This is a genomic window from Paenibacillus taichungensis, from assembly GCF_013359905.1.
In the GTDB taxonomy this organism is placed as follows: Bacteria; Bacillota; Bacilli; order Paenibacillales; family Paenibacillaceae; genus Paenibacillus; species Paenibacillus taichungensis.
In genome coordinates this window covers 559508-579468 of record NZ_JABMCC010000121.1, presented here as the reverse complement: position 1 = coordinate 579468, position 19961 = coordinate 559508, and the positions used below count along the sequence as shown (strand labels likewise).

At 47.8% G+C, this 19961-nt stretch carries 20 protein-coding genes and 5 tRNA genes; 11 read left to right on the top strand and 14 right to left on the bottom strand.

All coding sequences use genetic code 11. From position 1 onward, the window contains the following. Window positions 1-12 precede the first annotated feature (12 nt). Window positions 13-918, bottom strand: a complete 906-nt coding sequence (gene urtB, locus HP548_RS30260; RefSeq protein ID WP_076291709.1) for an urea ABC transporter permease subunit UrtB — start codon at window positions 916-918, stop codon at window positions 13-15. Window positions 919-1064: 146 nt separating this feature from the next. Then, window positions 1065-2315, bottom strand: coding sequence for an urea ABC transporter substrate-binding protein (gene urtA, locus HP548_RS30255; RefSeq protein ID WP_076291708.1), 1251 nt, complete (start codon window positions 2313-2315; stop codon window positions 1065-1067). 260 nt (window positions 2316-2575) lie between these two features. Here urtA and HP548_RS30250 point away from each other — a divergent pair, with 260 nt between their 5' ends. Genes HP548_RS30250 through HP548_RS30225 form a run of 6 tightly spaced genes read left to right on the top strand, consistent with a single transcriptional unit; the run spans window position 2576 to window position 7348 of the window. Then, window positions 2576-2878 carry an urease subunit gamma gene (locus tag HP548_RS30250; protein ID WP_076291707.1) on the top strand — a complete coding sequence of 101 codons (303 nt, stop codon included), beginning with the start codon at window positions 2576-2578 and terminating at the stop codon, window positions 2876-2878. 18 nt (window positions 2879-2896) lie between these two features. Continuing rightward, window positions 2897-3286: an urease subunit beta gene (locus HP548_RS30245; RefSeq protein ID WP_076291706.1), complete on the top strand. Its 390-nt coding sequence runs from the start codon at window positions 2897-2899 to the stop codon at window positions 3284-3286. Then, a complete protein-coding gene (gene ureC, locus HP548_RS30240; RefSeq protein ID WP_175383730.1) occupies window positions 3283-5001 on the top strand; it encodes an urease subunit alpha in 1719 nt (572 codons plus the stop codon). Before HP548_RS30245 ends, ureC begins: the two co-directional genes overlap by 4 nt. 18 nt (window positions 5002-5019) lie before the next feature. Further along, window positions 5020-5715 (top strand): urease accessory protein UreF, encoded by a 696-nt coding sequence (locus HP548_RS30235; RefSeq protein ID WP_175383729.1) that lies wholly within the window; start codon window positions 5020-5022, stop codon window positions 5713-5715. A 33-nt stretch (window positions 5716-5748) separates the two neighbouring features. After that, window positions 5749-6471, top strand: a complete 723-nt coding sequence (ureG, locus tag HP548_RS30230; protein WP_053781689.1) for an urease accessory protein UreG — start codon at window positions 5749-5751, stop codon at window positions 6469-6471. Next, window positions 6443-7348: an urease accessory protein UreD gene (locus HP548_RS30225; protein ID WP_175383728.1), complete on the top strand. Its 906-nt coding sequence runs from the start codon at window positions 6443-6445 to the stop codon at window positions 7346-7348. The genes ureG and HP548_RS30225 overlap by 29 nt, the downstream gene beginning before the upstream one ends. Window positions 7349-7509: 161 nt before the next feature. On the opposite strand, the gene HP548_RS30220 is transcribed toward HP548_RS30225, so the two are convergent. From HP548_RS30220 to HP548_RS30195, 6 genes are all read right to left on the bottom strand, one after another. Further along, complete coding sequence (locus HP548_RS30220) at window positions 7510-7926, bottom strand: helix-turn-helix domain-containing protein (protein ID WP_076291701.1); 417 nt, start codon at window positions 7924-7926, stop codon at window positions 7510-7512. A gap of 219 nt (window positions 7927-8145) precedes the next feature. Then, entirely contained in the window at window positions 8146-9171 is a 1026-nt protein-coding gene (locus HP548_RS30215) for an NAD(P)/FAD-dependent oxidoreductase (RefSeq protein ID WP_175383727.1), read from the bottom strand. Between the two features lie 373 nt (window positions 9172-9544). After that, window positions 9545-10525 (bottom strand): helix-turn-helix transcriptional regulator, encoded by a 981-nt coding sequence (locus tag HP548_RS30210; protein WP_175383726.1) that lies wholly within the window; start codon window positions 10523-10525, stop codon window positions 9545-9547. A 240-nt stretch (window positions 10526-10765) separates the two neighbouring features. Further along, window positions 10766-10848 (bottom strand) — tRNA-Leu (locus HP548_RS30205). Between the two features lie 17 nt (window positions 10849-10865). Then, window positions 10866-10941 (bottom strand) — tRNA-Lys (locus tag HP548_RS30200). Window positions 10942-11048: 107 nt separating this feature from the next. Continuing rightward, window positions 11049-11120, bottom strand: a tRNA-Glu gene (locus HP548_RS30195). A 307-nt stretch (window positions 11121-11427) separates the two neighbouring features. On the opposite strand from HP548_RS30195, the gene HP548_RS30190 reads away from it, so the two are divergent. Together HP548_RS30190 and HP548_RS30185 are read left to right on the top strand one after the other, a co-directional pair. Continuing rightward, entirely contained in the window at window positions 11428-12204 is a 777-nt protein-coding gene (locus HP548_RS30190) for a DeoR/GlpR family DNA-binding transcription regulator (RefSeq protein WP_163756472.1), read from the top strand. 3 nt (window positions 12205-12207) lie between these two features. After that, window positions 12208-13104, top strand: a complete 897-nt coding sequence (locus tag HP548_RS30185) for a Cof-type HAD-IIB family hydrolase (protein WP_175383725.1) — start codon at window positions 12208-12210, stop codon at window positions 13102-13104. A gap of 47 nt (window positions 13105-13151) precedes the next feature. Here the strand turns inward: HP548_RS30185 and HP548_RS30180 are convergent, their stop codons facing one another. Further along, window positions 13152-13823 carry an MgtC/SapB family protein gene (locus HP548_RS30180; protein ID WP_079695276.1) on the bottom strand — a complete coding sequence of 224 codons (672 nt, stop codon included), beginning with the start codon at window positions 13821-13823 and terminating at the stop codon, window positions 13152-13154. 209 nt (window positions 13824-14032) lie between these two features. After that, a complete protein-coding gene (locus HP548_RS30175; protein ID WP_409347691.1) occupies window positions 14033-14635 on the bottom strand; it encodes a flavin reductase family protein in 603 nt (200 codons plus the stop codon). A 166-nt stretch (window positions 14636-14801) separates the two neighbouring features. Here HP548_RS30175 and HP548_RS30170 point away from each other — a divergent pair, with 166 nt between their 5' ends. Next, window positions 14802-15500 carry an ArsR/SmtB family transcription factor gene (locus HP548_RS30170; protein WP_175383723.1) on the top strand — a complete coding sequence of 233 codons (699 nt, stop codon included), beginning with the start codon at window positions 14802-14804 and terminating at the stop codon, window positions 15498-15500. A 218-nt stretch (window positions 15501-15718) separates the two neighbouring features. On the opposite strand, the gene HP548_RS30165 is transcribed toward HP548_RS30170, so the two are convergent. From HP548_RS30165 to HP548_RS30155, 3 genes are all read right to left on the bottom strand, one after another. Continuing rightward, window positions 15719-15807, bottom strand: a tRNA-Ser gene (locus HP548_RS30165). Between the two features lie 5 nt (window positions 15808-15812). Beyond that, window positions 15813-15888, bottom strand: a tRNA-Asn gene (locus tag HP548_RS30160). A 172-nt stretch (window positions 15889-16060) separates the two neighbouring features. Next, complete coding sequence (locus tag HP548_RS30155; RefSeq protein WP_063564440.1) at window positions 16061-16522, bottom strand: SprT family protein; 462 nt, start codon at window positions 16520-16522, stop codon at window positions 16061-16063. A 120-nt stretch (window positions 16523-16642) separates the two neighbouring features. Between HP548_RS30155 and HP548_RS30150 the strand changes: the two genes are divergently transcribed. Together HP548_RS30150 and cmpA are read left to right on the top strand one after the other, a co-directional pair. After that, window positions 16643-16999: a hypothetical protein gene (locus HP548_RS30150; protein WP_024630711.1), complete on the top strand. Its 357-nt coding sequence runs from the start codon at window positions 16643-16645 to the stop codon at window positions 16997-16999. A 230-nt stretch (window positions 17000-17229) separates the two neighbouring features. Beyond that, the gene (gene cmpA / locus HP548_RS30145; RefSeq protein ID WP_090808144.1) at window positions 17230-17373 is read left to right on the top strand and encodes a cortex morphogenetic protein CmpA; all 144 of its coding nucleotides are present in this window, start codon (window positions 17230-17232) and stop codon (window positions 17371-17373) included. Between the two features lie 153 nt (window positions 17374-17526). On the opposite strand, the gene HP548_RS30140 is transcribed toward cmpA, so the two are convergent. After that, window positions 17527-19749, bottom strand: coding sequence for a Tex family protein (locus tag HP548_RS30140; RefSeq protein ID WP_076291561.1), 2223 nt, complete (start codon window positions 19747-19749; stop codon window positions 17527-17529). Window positions 19750-19961: the final 212 nt, after the last annotated feature.

Below are 19961 nucleotides of genomic sequence, written 5' to 3'. Positions count from 1 at the left end.
CCCTTCTTCGCATTAATCCAAACTTCGAGTCCGTATGGCAACGAGCCCGCGCGGCTTCCATTGCAGAAAAGCAACAATACAGACAAATACCAGCACCTTGCCGATAGAAGCTGAGGTATACGTTTCGAATAATGTATTGAACATGCCAATTCCAAGCGCACCACACACGGTTCCCACCAGTTTCCCCACACCGCCCAATACAACCACCATGAACGCATCCACGATATAATACGTGCCCAGCGAGGGGCCAATCGGACCAATCAGTGTCAACGCACACCCAGCGATGCCAGCAATGCCCGAACCAATCGCAAAGGTCATGCCATCCACTCGTCTGGTGGAAATCCCAAGACAGCCCGCCATGCTTCGATTCTGCATCACGGCCCTCATCCGTCTCCCGGAAGAAGTCCGATAGATGTACAGATACATGCACAGCAGTACAACCGCAACCAGCGCGATAATGAAAAGACGTTTATATGGAAACACAATGCCGTCCGCGATGGTCAAACCTCCGTTGAGCCAAGCCGGACTGGATACCCCTACATTTGGTGCCCCAAATATCGTTCGGGCCAATTGTTGCAGCATCATGCCTACGCCCCATGTTGCAAGCAGACTGTCGAGCGGCCTCCCATACAGATGCCTGATCAGCACCACTTCCAGCAACCAGCCTATAAGAGCCGCCACACCAAAGGCGATAGGCAGAGCCACAATAAAGTAGACATCGAACCACGCTTGCGGAGCATACGAAATGAACAAGTTTTGCGTCACATATGTAGCGTAAGCGCCAATCATGATCAATTCACCATGAGCCATGTTAATGACATTCATCAATCCAAATGTAACCGCGAGTCCCAATGCAATCAGCAACAGGATGGAACTGATGCTTAACCCATTGAACATTTGCAGGACAAACATATCCATCACTTTTCCCTCCCATGCTGTGAACATCTAATTTTTATAGAAGACATCATTAACGTTCCGCATCAACGCTTTACCGTAATATTGTATGAGGGTGTGTTGTCTCACCCTCGTCTGATATTCAGCAGTTCTGAAGTGAGATACCCATACTATTTGGTACTGAGGGAAGCGCCCCACTCGTACGTTTTCAGATACGGATCAGGTTTGACTGGTGCGCCGGAGTTCCACAATTCCTTGAACTGTCCATCTTCCTGCACTTCGCCAATCCGCACCGTTTTGTAAATATGCTGGTTCTCTCCGTCCACCGTCACTTTTCCTTCCGGTGCATCGAATTCCAGACCTTTGGCGGCCTCCTTCACCTTTTCAACATCGGTTGATCCGGCTTTTTCCACGGCTGCTTTCCACAGATAAACTGCAACATATCCCGCTTCAATCGGATCGGCCGTCACCCGATCAGCTCCATATTTTTCTTTATATTTCTCTACAAATGTTTTATTTTCAGGTGTATCTGTAGTCTGATAATAGTTCCAGGAGGCCAAATGCCCTTTCAGTACATCCGCACCAATCCCCCGAATTTCTTCCTCCGCCACACTCACTGACAGAGTTGTCAACTGTTCGGAAGAGATCCCGGCATCCTTTAATTGTTTGAAAAAGGCGACATTGCTGTCTCCGTTCAGCGTGTTGTATACAATATCCGGCTTGGCAGCCTTGATTTTGCTGATAATTGTACTGTAATCCGTATGTCCCAGCGGTGTATATTCTTCCCCTACAACTTCGCCACCTTCAGCTGCCAGCTGGGCTTTGATGACCTGGTTGGCCGTTTTCGGGAAAACATAATCGGAACCAAGCAGATAAAACTTCTTGCCCCTGTTCTCCAGCAACCAGGTTACGGATGGAACGATCTGCTGATTCGTTGTTGCTCCTGTATAAAAAATGTTTGGTGATGATTCCAATCCTTCATATTGCACCGGGTAAAACAACAGACCCTTGTTCTGCTCAAACACTGGCAGCATCGCTTTCCTACTCGCAGAGGTCCATCCGCCAAACACAGCGGCTACTTTATCCTGCTGCAGCAGCTTCCCGGCTTTCTCCGCGAATGTTGGCCAATCGGAAGCGCCATCCTCGACCACAGGCTCGATCTGTTTACCCAGAACTCCGCCCGCTGCATTGATTTCTTCAATGGCAAGCATCTCCGCATCTTTAACGGACACTTCACTGATTGCCATCGTTCCACTCAGGGAGTGAAGCACACCTACTTTAATCGTATCTCCGGATGAAGCTGGCTCTCCCGCCCCACCGGAACCCGACGCCTCAGGCGGCGTGCCACCTTCCACACATCCTGTCAACGCAATGACCGCACCGAGCAAAACACTCCATAACTTGACCGACCTCTTCTTCAATAGCCTACACTCCCTTTTTTTAGTCTATTGACGAACATTAAGGTCATATATGTCCGAAATGTTCGTTGATCCAAATTATGGAGTCTTACACTCACCGTGTCAATAATGCTTACACAATTTTATTTTATGCATACTCGTTTCATGCATGCTGCTAATATAATTGGAACCATATTGACAAAGGGTCCACCCTGTGTGAGTATATTTAACATATAACATGATCCATGACGACATAGACTATCTAAGGGAAAGGTCGGATTACCTTGCACTGGACTGAGCAGGAAAAAGAAAAACTCCTGATTACCGTGGCTGCTAACCTCGCCCGTGAACGCAGAGGACGCGGACTTAAACTGAATGTTCCCGAAGCTATCGCATTGTTGACCTCCGAGCTCATGGAACGCGCACGCGATGGCATGAGTGTTGCAGAGTTGATGAGATACGGCGGCACGATCCTGACACGCGAAGACTGCATGGAAGGTGTACCCGATATGATTCCTGAGGTACAGGTGGAAGCCACTTTTCCTGACGGAACAAAACTGGTCACTGTCCATGAACCTATACGCTGAGAAAGGCAGGAAAACTCCATGATCCCAGGTGAATATCGCTTAAAACAGGATGATGAGATCATCTGTCATCCCGATCGCTTAACCGTGCGTCTGATTGTACTGAACCGCGGCGACCGTCCCGTTCAGGTTGGCTCTCACGTTCACTTCTATGAAGTCAATGCTGCGCTGGACTTTGATCGCACTTCCGCTTTCGGACACCGCCTGCATATTCCGGCAGGCACCGCTGTTCGTTTTGAACCTGGTGAAGAAAAACCGGTCGAACTCACCACATTTGGCGGCAAACGTCAGATTTATGGATTTAACGGATTAACGGAAGGATCGGCAGATCAGCCACCTGATCCACAGAAACTGGAAACATTTCTGAAGACATTCGCACCCCCTGTACAGGACGGAGGGGAACCTCTATGAAACGAATGAGCCGCGAACAATACGCGTCCATGTTCGGACCAACAACCGGGGATGCTGTCAGACTGGCGGATACGGAACTTTGGGCAGAGATTGAGCATGATTATGCAGTTTACGGGGATGAAAGCAAATTCGGTGGTGGTAAGGTTATTCGTGACGGGATGGGTCAGTCCACATCAGCCCTTCGCAGTGATGGCACACCTGATACCGTCATTACCAACGCGGTCATCATTGATCATTGGGGAATTGTAAAAGCAGATATCGGTATTCGCGAGGGCCTCATCTGCGCAATCGGCAAATCCGGTAACCCGGATACGATGGACGGAGTTGATCCCGCGTTAGTTATTGGGGCTTCGACCGAAATCATTGCCGGGGAAGGCATGATTGTGACCGCAGGAGGCATTGATACCCATATTCATTTTATTTGTCCACAACAGATTCAAACGGCATTATCTTCAGGAGTAACAACCATGATCGGCGGCGGCACAGGACCTGCAACCGGAACCAAAGCCACCACCTGTACACCTGGAGCCTGGCATATCCACCGTATGCTGGAGTCCGCAGAGGCATTTCCCATGAATATCGGTTATCTCGGCAAAGGCAACAGTTCCAGCACCGCTCCATTAATTGAACAGATTGAAGCCGGTGTCATCGGACTGAAGCTGCATGAAGATTGGGGTACAACGCCAAGCGCTATCGATGCCTGTCTAACCGCAGCCGGAGAGCATGATGTTCAGGTAGCCATTCATACCGATACGCTGAACGAGACCGGATTTCTCGAAAATACACTGGCGGCCATTAACGGACGCACAATCCACACCTATCATACGGAAGGTGCTGGCGGCGGACACGCGCCGGATATTATCCGCGCTGCCGGAGAGTCTTACGTCATCCCCTCTTCAACCAACCCAACACGTCCTTACACACGCAATACCGTAGAAGAACATCTCGATATGCTGATGGTTTGTCACCATCTGGACCCGTCGATCCCTGAAGACGTTGCCTTTGCTGATTCGCGGATTCGTCCCGAAACGATCGCGGCCGAAGACATTTTGCATGATCTCGGTGTATTCAGCATCATCAGTTCCGATTCACAGGCGATGGGCCGGGTTGGCGAAGTCATTATTCGCACCTGGCAAACCGCAGACAAGATGAAAAAGCAGCGAGGCAAGCTCGAACTGACCTCTGGCTCCCCTTCCGATAACGATCGGATCAAAAGGTATATCACCAAATATACGATCAATCCGGCTATCGCTCATGGCATAGGCCATCTCGTCGGTTCCGTGGAAGTTGGCAAGCTCGCAGACCTGATCGTCTGGAAACCGGCCTATTTCGGGGTAAAGCCCGAGATGGTCATTAAGGGCGGCATGATCACCTTTGCTCAGATGGGTGACCCCAACGCATCGATCCCTACGCCTCAGCCCGTATTCGGCAGACCGATGTTTGGTGCTTACGGCAGTGCACTTGCCAAAGGGTCGATCACCTTTGTATCCCAAGCCGCAGCAGATGCCGGAATTAAAGAGGCGCTAGGCTTGAACAAGCGTGTGGAACCCGTCAAAGGCTGCCGATCGGTGAGCAAAAAAGACATGATTCACAACGACGTTACACCCATCATTGAAGTTGATCCTGAAACCTACGAGGTACGGGCTGATGGCGAGCTTCTCACCTGCGAGCCAGCAGACGAATTACCGATGGCACAACGCTATTTCATGTTTTGACAAAGGGGGCCACGCATGATGATGCACAGCGGCACGAAATTACTCCGTTATGTTCAACTGCTGGATTCGGCCTTGCCCATTGGCGGGTTCTCCCACTCGTTCGGTCTTGAGGCATACACTCATGATGGCAGGATACGGACCATCGCCCAACTCGAACAATTCATTCGTGGCCAGCTTCATTCCAGCCTCGTACGGCTCGATGGTCTAGCCATCAAAGGTGTCTACCAGGCCATTGAGCAACAAGATGCCGCCCTTCTAGCCCTTTACGACAAACGTGTACACGCTCAGCGAACCCCCAGGGAACTGCGGGAAAGCGGGCACAAGATGGGGAAGCGATTACTCAAACTCGCGAGATCACTTTACCCATGGATGGACTTTTCTCTAATCGATGAAGCCGTACAGGAACATGGTGCTTTTTGCGGCATTACAACGATTCACGGTTACATCAATTATCAGTTGGAAATCGGAATGGACGAAGCTGTCACCGGACATTTGTATACCTCTGTTAACGCTTATGTTAATAGCGCTCTGCGTCTTCTGCCCATCGGGCAAACCGAAGCACAGATGCTTATCCAAAAACTTTTGAATGATATTGATTCTGAATGGTCTCAAATCCGGGATAACGACCCGGAAGACATGCACAGTTTCGGTATTGCCCAGGAAATCTACGCTATGCGGCACGAGAGCCTGCCAGCCCGTCTGTTTATGTCCTAACTTCATTAATTTAAAACCAAGGAGGAATTTGTTATGTGTGGAGGAGCTAATCATACGCATCATGCGGAGTGGGAACGTAAGGTATTTGATCGGAGTCGCCCAATGCGAATCGGAATCGGTGGGCCGGTAGGTTCAGGAAAAACGGCCTTAGTAGAGAAGCTGTCCAAGGCATTGCGTACACGCTACAGCCTGGCCGTTATTACTAATGATATTTACACAAAGGAAGATGCCGAGATTTTGCTGCGTCAGAACGCGCTCGCACCGGAACGTATTATCGGTGTAGAAACAGGAGGATGCCCACATACAGCTATTCGCGAGGATGCTTCAATGAATTTTGAAGCCGTTGATGAGTTGATTGAACGCTTCCCGGACCTGCAACTGATCTTTATCGAAAGCGGCGGCGACAACCTCTCTGCTGCGTTCAGCCCGGAACTGGCGGACGTATTCATTTACATTATTGATGTAGCTCAGGGGGAAAAACTACCTCGCAAAGGTGGTCCGGGTATTACGCGTTCTGACCTCCTGCTCATTAACAAGACTGACCTTGCCCCTTATGTTGGCGCAAGTCTGCAAGTCATGAAGGATGATACTGAACGGGTACGCGAAGGACGGCCTTATGTGATGTCGAACCTGATGAGTGGTGAAGGGGTATCCGAAATCGTCCATTGGCTTGAACATCAATATATGGATGACGATGCTTCCGCTGCGCATCTGCATACACACACCCATGAGCACGGAACAACTCACAGCCACTAATTCATCCTCCTCTTTACATGGAGTTGAATATGGACTGAACCGCAGTACCGGAGAGGCCGTGATACGCCGCAGCGAGCTTCGGGCCACTTTTGCCCTCCAAGGCGGGCGCACCGTCATGACCGATCGGTATTACAGCGCCCCTCTCCGGTTCAGTCGATCCTTTCGACCTCCGGGTGGCGGAGATGAATTATGTGTATATACTTCAGACGTCTCTCCAGGCGTGCTGAATGGTGATCATTATCAATCCAAATGGCAATTGGGCCAGAACACTCACTTAATGCTAAGCAGCACATCAGCCACGAGGCTTCATCCCACACCTACTGTTCCGTCATCTGTGAACCATCACTTTCGGCTGGAGCAGGGAGCGGTGCTGGAGTACTTCCCTGAATGCGTTATCCCGTTTAAAGGTAGCTCATCCTCACTCACCACGACCTTCGAGTTGGGTGAACAAGCAATACTTGCGTATGCAGATATCTGGTCCGCCGGACGGATTCATCGGGGAGAAGTCTTTCAATTCAAGCGATATCGCAGCCTGACAGAAATCTGGCAAGGAGAGCAGTTGGCCGTATGGGATCGGTTCGGACTCGAACCAGAATCGAACGATCCAACATCATCTGCAGCGTTGTTAGCCTACACTCACTCTGCGGCTTTATGGATGATTGCCCCCGGATTGGGCGCAGCACAATTGGAGTCCGTACGGTCCATCCTTCCCCCAGATGGCCGCATGCTTGCCGGGGCCAGCTTGCTCACCACAGGCGGGATTGGTGTTCGTTTGCTCGGAATGGCAGCCTGGGAACTCCAAGAACAATGCCTTCAGATCTGGAACACCCTTCGCTCCGATCTTTTGGGTAAACCTAACCTCATATTCCGCAAGTGAAGGGTTACTCCATCAGACTAACTTTCGGAATCACATATTTATATTGCAATAAGTCCCAAAGAAAAAACCTCTGAACAACTCACCGATGGGTTTCGGATGTGTTCAGAGGTTTTTTATATACCCAGATAATCCAGTCAAGTTGTAGCTTTCACTAACTCGCACTACAACAGTTCGTCTCCTTTGGGCTTATCTTCTCCCTTGTAACGAAAATCGCCTGAATCTCTGCTTTCCTTGGATTTGCGATAACGGGTAAATTCAATATATTCACTGATAAAAGACTGTTCTACAGTCGATAATTCGCTTTCTTGGCAATTCAATTGCCGCAACACGTCAAAAAAATAATCCTCCCGTTTTTCCCGTACCATCGCCTCCTTGGATGGACGCCCAATCATGAGCCAGTCAAGGCTCACATCAAAAAACGAAGCAATCTCAATTAGTTTATTCGTACTCGGAATAGATTTACCGCGTTTCCAATCACCCAGATTGCCCGTGCTGATCTTCAGCTGTTGGCAGAAAGCCTTCTTGGTCATTCCTTTTTCGGCAATCAGGTGTTCAATTCGCTCATAGATCGACTGCATACAGAACCGCCTTCCAACCGTAATAATCAATACATGTACCTAAATTATACCACAACCTCCCTGAATCCTCAGCCTTTTAATCCCAGGAATACGTTCATCCTATCATTTGTAAACAAAGAAAGACCCCCATGGATAACCATGAGAGTCAATACCCAGCGCGAGACAACAGTGCTCACATCGCTCGAAAAACGTTCAGCTTGGCAAGGCTTTACAGTTACATTAAGACCCGTGGTGAATCGACAGGAGCTTGGCATGTTCCGTAGACCAGATCGGCTTTACTTCTTGACTAGGGTTCAAATATGCTTTGATTTGATTAATAGCTGCCGGTCCCTCCGTAAACCCTCCCGCAATCAAGCCCGGCACTTTACCCGTATACTCAACGACATCACCTGCTGCAAAAATGCCCTCTATCGAAGTTTTCATCCAGGCATCTACAATAATGCGCTCCTGTTCTATATTCAGCCCCCAATTCTTGATCTCACCCAAATCCGGTTTTGCGCCGTGGCAAACCACGATTTCGTCCACTTCCAGCTCAACATCCTCTTGCGTATCAAGCTGTTCTATCGTCACCATGTTAATGCGATTATTAGTTCCGTGAATCTCCTTGACCTGCGAAGAAGTCATGATATGAGCTGCCGTATTCAGAAGTTGAACAACATTTCCCTCATGAGCGCGAAATTCATTTCTACGGTGGACAATCCCAACGAATTTCGCAATTGGAGCCAGGGCAAGTGCCCAATCTACAGCCGAATCGCCGCCCCCGGATATAAGCACTCTCTTATCGCGAAATTGCTCCACGCTGTCAGCTCCATAATGTAGATGACGACCTTCATAGCGTTCTGCATTCGGCACTTCCAGCTTGTTAGTAACCAACGTACCGAATCCAATCGCAAGTAAAATCGTACGCGTCAAGTGCGTTTCCCCAGTGTTGCTTGTTAAACGAAAGGTTCCATCCTCCAGGCGTTCCATTCTTTCAATCAACTGGGAATAGACAATGTCCGGCTCAAATGTACGTGCTTGCTTCTCCAGCTCCAACTTTAAATCTCCGGCCGTCATCGCCGCGACTCCACCGACGTCATACAGAAACTTCTCCGAATAATAGGGCAACTTCCCACCAAGAAACGGGGCGGCCTCAATAATTTTTGTTTTCAAATCCCTCATACCTGCATAGAAAGCTGCAAAGAGTCCAGTTGGACCACCTCCGATAATTGTTACATCAAAAAATGAATTCGTTCCGCTAGTCATTCCTAACGCCTCCTCTGATTTTTTTGGTCGATAGCAGTTGATTTCATGCACCGATCCTATGATAATGATTATCATCTTTGTCGAAGGCAACCTTCCACCTATAGGCGGATTATTTTCGGCTGTGAACGTATTTTTCAACCCTTCACTTCTCTCTTTGAAAATAGCAAAGACGCTTCCAAGCCCGCTGTATAACGGGTCCGGAAACGCCACACCTTAAGTCTCATCTTTGGATTCTGCTTGCTCCACAATGAACAGACAACCTGGGCACTTGCAGCCCTTGTCCGTGCTTAGGTAAGATTTGCCGCCACGGGCAAGAACTATGCCTGATTGCATTTGTCCTCGAAATTTTTCAATTGAAGCTGATCACGGGACTTCATCCTGGATTCGAGCGCACATAACGCCCCGGTTTGCAACCGTACTTTTTATAAAATGCCGCAGAAAAGTTGCTCGGATTGCTATAACCTACCGCCGCCGCTGCCTCTCCAATGTTTAACTGTTCATATTGCATTAGAAATAAGCCTTTTTCCAATCGCTGATCACGAATATATTCAAAAACGGTCATACCAAAAAGAGCTTTGAACCCCTTTTTAAGCTTAAACTCGTTTAATTCCGTGGCTCGGGCCAATTCTTTCAAAGACAGCGGATCTTCGAGTCGATCCTGAATGATTTGCTTGGTAGCGTAAAGCCTCTCTACATCCGGTTTTTTGATATAAGAAGCAACATTTGACCGATGCTCGCACGTGTACTTTTCCAAAACGAGTAAAACGATTTCCATAATCTTGCATTCCAAATGCAATCTCTTCAATGCGCCCAGATAGGACGATTGTAACATTTCGTTCACGGCGCGTTTAAGTGTGACAGAATTTTTCAAAGGGCTTATTTGTCCCCTCTGACTCTTCAACCACTTCTCTACGCTTCGATAATCCTCGGCATTTTCAAAATAGTGAAGGACTTGTTCGGGCGAAAATCTGATTTCGAGAAATTGATGTCTCTGTTTGGCTCTCTTGAACAAATGAATTTCGCTATCCTCCATCGAATATATATTGCCGGATTGTACTTGGGTTGAATAGCGGTTGCCTTTAAAAATACAATCCACATCTCCACTAAAACAATAATTGATCTCAAAAACCCGATTTTCGTGGATATACTGATTCCAATCCTCTTTCAACGTCATATCGGAGATGACAACTTCAAATCCTTGTCTGATTTTCATGCGGGAAATGCTTCCCATGCCCAAAAGAGGCGGAAGGATGATCTGTTGTTCTCCCTCTTCTTCTGTTCCAATCACCGTCAAATAATCGGAGAGGCTATCAAAGTACCCATGTATATTATCCGACCGAATAATCTGCTCCATATTAAACACCTCGTCTTCAAGTAATGAACTAAGTCCATTAGCAAACCTATACAGTTGATCGTAGCATTATTGAGAATCATTATCAACTATTGAAAGTCTCCTCGAAGATACAAAGCGCCTCACGCGCTTCAAATTCAACTACTCGTTCAGTTCGCTTCTCCATCGAACAAAGCCGAATCATACTCACAAATCAAAAATAAAAAGCCCTTCCATTAGGAAGAGCTTAATCGTAAATTATGATGCGGTCGAGAGGACTCGAACCTCCACGGGTATACACCCACTACCCCCTCAAGATAGCGTGTCTGCCATTCCACCACGACCGCATATTCAATTGTAAAAATGGTGAGCCATGAAGGGCTCGAACCTTCGACACCCTGATTAAAAGTCAGGTGCTCTACCAACTGAGCTAATGGCTCTTGCTGTAACTTCACCGGATGTGCCATGCGTAACTCTTTTGTATAGGAGCTATGACTTTTTGAGGATTCCTCATCAGGATTGTATATCCCTGAGGTGGTGAAGATAATGACCCGTAGGGGATTCGAACCCCTGTTACCTCCGTGAAAGGGAGGTGTCTTAACCCCTTGACCAACGGGCCTTGTAAACAAGTTGTCTTTCTTGGCGACAAGAATGAGTATATCATAGGCCAACTTAAATGTGCAACACTTTTTTTCAAACTTTTTTTATGCACTCCTTTTCACCCTTTTCCATGAGGTCAAGAGCATGTTCACGCCTGAAATGTCTTTCACAAATTTATCACCGTAATCATCGCAATTTGTAAAATTAGTATCAAAAAACTTAAATACACTTACATTCACTTATAATATTGCAAATATCATTATTAGTACTTATAATTAACCTATCAGTAATATACACGGTCAGCTACGTATAAGGAGGCGGCACGTTTGTTTCAGGAAGAACGAATGCAGCTGATTATTGAACATTTGCGTAAACACAATCGCATCTCGGCTGATGATATTGTATCCCTCTTTGACGTTTCCCGGGACACAGCACGAAGGGATCTGATCAAACTCGAAGAACAGGATGCCATTATCCGAACGCGCGGCGGTGCAATTCTCCCCGTTCCACCAGATGAGCGCCGATCTTATAAAGATCGTTTGCTCCACATTTCCGACGAAAAAAGAGCTATTGGCAAGCTAGCGGCTGCTATCGTCCGCCAAGGTGAACACATTATTCTGGATTCTTCCACTACAGTGCAGACTTGTGCCGAAAATCTAAATGGCAAGTCCTGTACTGTCATCACAAATTCCATTTATTCAGCTGATCTTCTCTCCAATCATACCGCTGTCGAGATTCGTTTGCTGGGCGGCAAAGTCGATAAGGAGCAACGTTATGTCTATGGTACTTCAGTGATTGAAACACTTTCCCATTATTATGTAGACAAAGCCTTTATCGGCATTGGCGGAATTACGATGGACGGCTTCAGTGCCTCTGAAGAAGAAGGAAAGATTAAGCACAAAATGATGCAGGCTGCAAAACAGGTTATTGTACTCGCTGACCATTCCAAGTTTGATAAGCGTTATGGTTATCGTTTTGCAGACTGGTCACTCGTTGACATGTTAATCACAGATCAATGGCCTTCCCAAGATTGGCGGACTTTTCTAGCCGAACAACAAGTCGAGATTCTCATTCCTGAACCTACAATTGAAAAGGAGTTGTAACATATGAAATTATTTGCTACCGATTTAGATGGAACCCTGTTGAACAGAGACAGTCAGATCAGCCCGGAAAACGCAGCTGCAATCCATAAGGCGCAACAAGAAGGATTAAAGATCACGATCGCTACAGGACGGGTCTATTCCGACGTATTAAGTATAAGCAGCGAGGGTGGAATTAACACGCCAGTTATCGGCTCCAACGGAGCTACCATCCATGATGCCAACGGCGAACGCCTATTCCATCTTCCACTCGAGCGTGAAACGGCCGCATCCGTCATGCAGTGGCTGGAAGATCATCATTGCTACTACGAGGCCTCCACACAACAGGGTATATATGCCCCTATAAGCAGCCATGAGGCGATGCTCGCTGAAATGGATCGCATCCTGGGTTCGAGTCCCGGGGAGGATATTGAACGCCTTATTCGAGCTGTTAAGAAGCACTATGACAAGAAAGACTATCACCGCGTAAACGCCCATCAGGCAATCCCTTCCGAAGCTTACATTTACAATATTATGGCCTTTTCATTGGATCCGGCTCAATTGCAGCAGGGACGCGAATACTTTGCTTCTCGGTCCGATGTAGCCATGGTGGTATCCTCTGAACACAACTTCGAAATGCAGCATCCTGATGTATCCAAAGGTAACGCCTTAAGCAAACTGGCAGCTCATCTGAACATCTCCATGGAAGATACAGCAGCCATTGGTGATAACTTCAACGATGTATCCATGCTGAAAATGGCAGGACTCGGTATTGCCATGGGCAATGCTGAACCGGAGATTAAGGCGCTTGCCAAGGCTATCTCTTTGACCAATGTGGAGCATGGTGTCGCACATGCCATTCAGTGTGTTCTTGAAGGAAAGCCCGTTTCCCGGCCGGAGACCGTCGTTGAAGGCGGTCAGTAACTGATTGTCGTGATGATTCGGCATTGCGACCTAGCAATAGCCAAGGCTCACCTCATATCAACGGATCGAACATGAGGCACATCCTGCAATAAAACAATTAATTGCTCGGCCCGATATGATCCAGGCAGTTGCAGAGTGAATTCAAGTACAGTCTCCTCTCCGGAGTCTGTGCTTATTTGCTGTTCCGTTTTGAATCCGACCACCGAGATTTTCTCCTGTCCCAGCAGAGCCAAAACAGTTTTGAGGGTATCCCCTTCCTTTAGCAGTCGAATGGTCAGCGTCTCTGTTCTCGCGGACACCAACCAGCGTGTCGGCCGATGCAGCAGCATCTGTGCCACTACAATAAGCAGCGTTACCCCAGCCCCAGTCCAATACAATCCCGAACCCACAGCCAGTCCCATTCCTGCAGTCGCCCAGATTCCCGCCGCTGTCGTCAATCCCCGGACCGTGTGGCGCTGTGTGAAGATCATCCCGGCTCCAATGAAGCCAACCCCACTGACCACCTGTGCGGCAATCCTGGATGGGTCAAGCGAGAGATTCGCCCAGCCAGCCTGATCCTGAAAGCCATACTTGGAAACAATCATCATCAATGCTGCACCCACCGCAACAACAAAGTGTGTACGTATCCCCGCTTCCTTCATTCGGTTCTTGCGCTCATATCCGATCAACACGCCGCATATGCCAGCTATGAGTACACGCATTAAGTATTCCATTTCCATGTTCATCACCTCTCTTATGTATATGCTTACATGTTTCTTTCTTTACTATTTACCCAATCCCTGCCTAATAAAATAACCGAATTATGTGATTGCCCACATGAAATCTCATTGGAGCCTCAATAAAGATAGAAAGAAGCGGCACCCCAACCGGCACCACTCCATATATTCTGGATTACTTATTCGTTTCTATGCTATACAGGCCATTTACTTCACTTCTCTGCCCGAAAACTCTCCCCATGCCTTTCTCCAAGTCCATAATAATGTCGGAAATTATAAATTAAAGGATTCCACTTCTCCGGGTTAATCTTGTTCAAACCTGATATCAGGCGGGTATGTACATGTACCTTCAACGCCTTTACTTCCACAATCGCCATGAAAGGTGTATGTTCGGGGATACGAATCTGTTTTACCGCGGCTTCAATCTGGAGCGGACACTCCGCTATTTTATCCGGCTCAACTTGAATTGAACCTTGGGGTGTCAGTCCAGAGACGGCAAATTTATCATCGCAAAACTCAAATCCCATCATCCTTTTCTCCTCTGGAACGGGATATATTCCGGTATAACGCCCGAGTCCCTCAACCTGCTCCCACAAGGATGCATCCGGCAGATTAATCACACATTCGGGATGGCGGCTCAGGTTCTCAAAGGCTTTGCCCTGAATACCAACTCCAAGTACAAGGCAGTCACCAAGTGCCCAGGATGATGAAAGCGGCGACAGGTTTGTCGTTCCATCTTCATTTAACGTACTCAGCAGCAATACAGGTGTGCCATAGTACAAAATACTTGGATTTATCACCTCGTGCTGTATCAGCTCTCTGTTCAAATCCCGATGCTTCACCGGTTCAAACTCTTTTTGCGTTCTATCATTGGTATACAATGCTTCTTCCTCCATTCTTCAACCCGTCCCTTCCATCTCTTGGGTTCTAATTCATGCATGATTAATTGTAATACACCAATAGTTAAGGTATCATCGAAGTATGAATACATATCCGAATATTTCTGTAATTGCATCGTTAATTGCTGATCCCAGTCGTGCTATTTTTTTGGAAGCTTTGTTGGATGGTCGTGCACTTCCTGCCGGCGAACTTGCATACATGGCGGGTGTTACCCCTCAAACTGCAAGCAGTCATCTCGCCAAGCTGGTCGAAGGCGGGCTGCTCGTCGTTGAACAGCAAGGACGACATCGATACTATCGTCTCGCAGGAAAAGAGGTTGCTTTTCTGATTGAGACGATGGGTAGTATCGCCGCACCAGTACAAGTGAGATCTCTCAAACAGTCTAACCAGCTTCAACATCTAAGCTTTGCTCGAACCTGTTATGGGCATCTGGCCGGAAAATTAGGGATAGCGTTGTGTGAAGCGTTATTGCGGGAAGGTTATCTCGAAGAACCTGAGGATGAGCAGGCCAAGGATTACCACATTACAGAGAAAGGGATTGAATGGTTCACTTCTTTTGGCATTTTGCTTGAAGGAAAAGCAGGATCACGCCGCGCTGTGGCTCGCAAATGTCTGGACTGGAGTGAGCGTCGTCATCATATTTCCGGTGTACTGGGAGACGAACTGGGACGCCGCTTGTCTGAGCTGGACTGGACCCGCCAGAAGGCAGGCAGCCGTTCGGTGGAAGTCACGGAAGCTGGAAAGAAGGGTTTGTACGAGGTATTGGGTATTTCATTATAGCGCGGCAACCAGGCATTCTTTCTTGTACATTGTCAAAATGACGATACATCAAAAATCCCCCTCCTCAGTATCCGTTAAAGGTTACTGAGGAGGGGGATTATGTTTGGTTTATTCAGAACGGAGAGAGAGGCATACTCTCACTTCATTCGAGACTGCGATGTATTTGCTTCGACGAACCTTTAGGGTTCTCATCCCTTATACAGAGAAGTAAATCAGAACGGAGAGAGAGGGATTCGAACCCTCGCACCGCTTACGCAGTCTAACCCCTTAGCAGAGGGTCCCCTTATAGCCACTTGGGTATCTCTCCAAGAATGGCTCCCCGAACAGGGCTCGAACCTGTGACAACTCGATTAACAGTCGAGTGCTCTACCAACTGAGCTATCAGGGAATAATAATCTTGAATAACCTAAATTTATCATGATTAATATTCCAAGTCAACATGCCTCCGGTGACTTTCTTTATAAGCTTCAGATACTCCCATAAATGCTCGCCAGGGAGCGTATTGCATATAGTCTTGAGGGTCTTGTGCTAAGAAGTGTTGTTTCCAATAAACGTTAACCTCAGATGGTATGAATCCCCAACTTACCCGCACATCGACCACAGCGATACCTCTTCGGATCAACTTTGCGTTTACGCAAATATTCCGTGCCGCAGCTCTTGCACACCAGCTTATAGCGATACGGTAATGGTTTTCTGCCCTTTCCATCCGGAAGGGACTGACAGAACCGCGAACCGCCCACCTTCTGCAATAAGGCCTTGAATTCAGGATCACGGTGTTGGTAGCCGCGTCCACGAATGTGCAGATGGTAGTGACACAGTTCATGCTTGATGATTTTCTCAACCTCTTCCCGCCCATAGGCTTCGAGCTGATGAGGATTAATCTCTATCCGGTGACTCTTGAGCATATAGCGTCCACCTGTAGTGGTCAAGCGACGATTAAACAGCGCCTCATGAGTGAACGGAACCCCGAAATGATCCAGTGACACCTGCTCAATCCATTGCTGCAATTCCTCATTTTCCATCGGCTTGTCCTCCTTTCACATTCCTTGGGCCATTTGTTTTTCCGCCATAATACTTGAATTTTAACCGTTTCGTAGGCTACACTGTCAAGTAGAATGTATGAGGGGAGATTATTACTCGTTATGCCTACAATGCGCTACGTCATCCTGCAGCAGGAACAGCAATTGCAGTTTGTGGAAATGCCTGCCGATTACGCTTATCAACTCAGTGCGCTCAACCTGCGCCTGCACAAAGAAATTGACAAACTTACCGCAGCAGATGTACCTGTTCTACCTTGGGCAATCGCCGAATGTGACAATCTTGATCTTCTGGACGAGCAACTCTCCATCATCGGAGGCCTTGATTATATCAATGCGCTTGAACAAAGCTTTGCAGCACTAAGAGAGAGCGAATATCCTTTGATTTCCCTGCTCACTGAGATCCGTGCCCTTCAGGCTCAATTAGAGCAATGGTATGAAGAAGAGATGGAATCACTCTGATTTACTTATGGACTTATTATTAATGCAGGATGGAACCGAAAGCGCATCTCCTAAAAGCGGGGGTTGCGCTTTTTTCATTTTTTCCACCCTACAACCATGGGCTCTGTCCTTTAATCCATATTCTTATACGTATTGAATTTTCCGAGTTCATCACGGGTTAATTCGCACAGTCCAGGCTATTGCCACATATGCTAACGTACAGATGAATTATGCAAGAGGAGGAGATACCCTTGCCTCAATGGCTTTGCAATCAACTGATGCGTGCATTTCACAAAAAGGACAGCAGACAGATCAAGCTGCTGAACGAATGCTGGTTCTTTTACCGAAACAAACCGACAAGTGGCACCCCGCGCAGCGCGGACAGCGAACTCTAAGAATCCGACGCCACTCTCTCCGTCCACTTCAAGCTCTCACTTCTTTCATAAAATCCCTTCGAAGAATACAGTACGGGCAACAGTACTATTATAACTGACAACAAACAGCCTTCCCATTACAGGGAAGGCTGTTCTCCGATCATTGTGCCTGGATTAGGAAGACTGCTTAGAAGAAGCAGGTTTCTTCATCGTGAGGCCGACACGGCCTTTTTTGGTATCCACGTTCATCACCCAAACCGTTACATTATCTCCGACAGATACAACATCCATCGGATGTTTGACATAACCGTTACTCAGCTGTGAGATGTGGACAAGTCCGTCACTCTTGATGCCGATATCAACAAAGGCACCAAAGTCGATTACGTTACGAACCGTACCTTGCAGCTCCATGCCTTCCACCAAATCCTCAATTTTGAGCACATCTGTGCGGAAGATCGGTAGCGGCATTTCCTCACGCGGGTCACGGCCCGGACGCTGCAAGCTGTCCAGAATATCACGCAGTGTAGGCACACCCACATCCAGTTTCACAGCCAGCTGTTCCGGTTGTTGCTCAGACAGGAGAACAGACAGTTCCTTGCTGCCAAGCTTGTCCAGCGCAACCTGAAGTTCCTTAAAGAGCTGGTCTACGACCTTATACGATTCAGGGTGAATCGGTGTGCGATCCAGCGGGTTCTCGCCTTCACCAATCCGCATAAAGCCTACGCATTGCTCATAGGTTTTAGCACCCAGACGCGGCACTTTTTGCAACTGGCGACGATTCGTGAACCGGCCGTTCTCTTCACGGTACTTCACAATATTTTTGGCAATGGTGGCATTCACACCTGCAACATAGGACAGCAGTGAAGGCGAAGCCGTATTCACATCCACGCCCACATGGTTAACTGCGGATTCCACAACAGCCTTCAAGCTTTCTTCTAATATTTTTTGAGATACGTCATGTTGGTATTGGCCTACACCAATGGCTTTTGGATCAATCTTAACCAGCTCAGCCAGCGGGTCTTGCACCCGGCGGGCAATCGAAGCAGCACTCCGTTCAGCAACGTCAAGATCCGGAAATTCTTCCTGGGCCAGCTTGGATGCAGAATATACACTCGCTCCAGCTTCATTGACGATCAGATACACGAGACTTTCGTCCCCGTTCTCCTGAATAATCTCGGCAACAAACTGTTCTGTTTCACGGGATCCGGTACCATTACCGATGACAATCAACCCGATATCATATTGCTTGATCATCCGATGGAAAACCTCGGCAGCTTCACGCTTCTTGTTGTGCGGTGGCGTTGGGTACGTAACAGCCACTTCCAGCAGCTTGCCCGTATCATCAACGACAGCCAGTTTACAACCCGTACGGTAGGCAGGATCGACACCAAGCACACGTTTGCCATGAATCGGCGGCTGAAGCAGCAGATTACGAAGATTAGCCGAGAATACGGATATTGCTTGGTTTTCACCTTTTTCCGTCAGCTCTGCACGAACCTCACGCTCAATCGAAGGGGCAATCAAACGTTTATAAGCATCTTCAATCACATCACGCAAAACGTCCTGTACCGCAGACGCACCCTTAATGATTTGTCCTTCCATGTGGCGGTGAGCTGGTTCAGGCTGCACGTCCAGACCTACCTTCAAAATGTTTTCACGTTCACCGCGGTTAATTGCGAGAATACGGTGAGGAGGCATTTTTTTGGCTAATTCACGATAATCATAGTAGTTCTCATATACAGACTCCTGCTCAGCATCCTTCGCTTCCGAAGTCAGCATGCCATGATCGAGCGTATAACGACGAATCCATGCACGAATAGCAGCATCATCTGCAATATTCTCAGCCAGAATATCTTTGGCTCCCTGAAGTGCGACCTCTGCATCTTCTACCCCAAGTTCAGCATTGATATAACGCGCAGCTTCCTCCAGGACATTGCCTTGCTTCGGTTGACCCCAGATCCAGACAGCGAGTGGTTCAAGACCTTTTTCCTTCGCTACACTGGCACGGGTTTTCCGCTTCTGACGAAACGGACGGTACAAGTCCTCTACTTCCTGCAGCTTAACTGCCTGAGTGATAGACTGTTTCAGTTCTCCGGTCAGCTTGCCTTGTTCCTCTATAATACGGATGACTTCCACTTTGCGGTCTTCCAGATTGCGCAAGTAAACGATGCGCTCTTCAATGAGCCGCAGCTGGTTCTCATCCAGCTCTCCAGTCATTTCTTTACGGTAGCGGGCGATAAATGGAATCGTATTGCCTTCGTCCAGAAGCTCCGACGTGGTGCGGACCTGCTTCAAGGACAGTGACAGTTCCTTGGCTACCTGTTTGATGATTCGTTCATGGCGTTCTGCCTTTATTGTTTCTTCATTGGGTTCCAGAACCGTTTCCTGTTCAGACAAATAAATCCCTCTTTCCTTCCTGAATCGTTCAGTTGAAGCTTGTTCAGGGCAGCTTTGCTGCTGTAATCACAGTATCGAACCTGCATTCAAGCAGATTCCTCTCCCCTATATTATCACAAAATCCCGTTCAGATTTCCAGCATTCGTCCAGGTTACAAGTTCTTACAATTGAGATTACGTATCAAACCATCGTCTCAGCCATTAGAAAAAACC

Bases quoted from the DNA above. Each gene is read 5' to 3' on its own strand.
- urtB (WP_076291709.1), bottom strand. From the start codon at position 918: ATGGATATGTTTGTCCTGCAAATGTTCAATGGGTTAAGCATCAGTTCC.
- HP548_RS30245 (WP_076291706.1), top strand. From the start codon at position 2,897: ATGATCCCAGGTGAATATCGCTTAAAACAGGATGATGAGATCATCTGT.
- ureC (WP_175383730.1), top strand. From the start codon at position 3,283: ATGAAACGAATGAGCCGCGAACAATACGCGTCCATGTTCGGACCAACA.
- HP548_RS30235 (WP_175383729.1), top strand. From the start codon at position 5,020: ATGATGCACAGCGGCACGAAATTACTCCGTTATGTTCAACTGCTGGAT.
- ureG (WP_053781689.1), top strand. From the start codon at position 5,749: ATGTGTGGAGGAGCTAATCATACGCATCATGCGGAGTGGGAACGTAAG.
- HP548_RS30225 (WP_175383728.1), top strand. From the start codon at position 6,443: ATGAGCACGGAACAACTCACAGCCACTAATTCATCCTCCTCTTTACAT.
- HP548_RS30220 (WP_076291701.1), bottom strand. From the start codon at position 7,926: ATGCAGTCGATCTATGAGCGAATTGAACACCTGATTGCCGAAAAAGGA.
- HP548_RS30215 (WP_175383727.1), bottom strand. From the start codon at position 9,171: ATGACTAGCGGAACGAATTCATTTTTTGATGTAACAATTATCGGAGGT.
- HP548_RS30210 (WP_175383726.1), bottom strand. From the start codon at position 10,525: ATGGAGCAGATTATTCGGTCGGATAATATACATGGGTACTTTGATAGC.
- HP548_RS30185 (WP_175383725.1), top strand. From the start codon at position 12,208: ATGAAATTATTTGCTACCGATTTAGATGGAACCCTGTTGAACAGAGAC.
- HP548_RS30180 (WP_079695276.1), bottom strand. From the start codon at position 13,823: ATGGAAATGGAATACTTAATGCGTGTACTCATAGCTGGCATATGCGGC.
- HP548_RS30170 (WP_175383723.1), top strand. From the start codon at position 14,802: ATGAATACATATCCGAATATTTCTGTAATTGCATCGTTAATTGCTGAT.
- HP548_RS30155 (WP_063564440.1), bottom strand. From the start codon at position 16,522: ATGGAAAATGAGGAATTGCAGCAATGGATTGAGCAGGTGTCACTGGAT.
- HP548_RS30150 (WP_024630711.1), top strand. From the start codon at position 16,643: ATGCCTACAATGCGCTACGTCATCCTGCAGCAGGAACAGCAATTGCAG.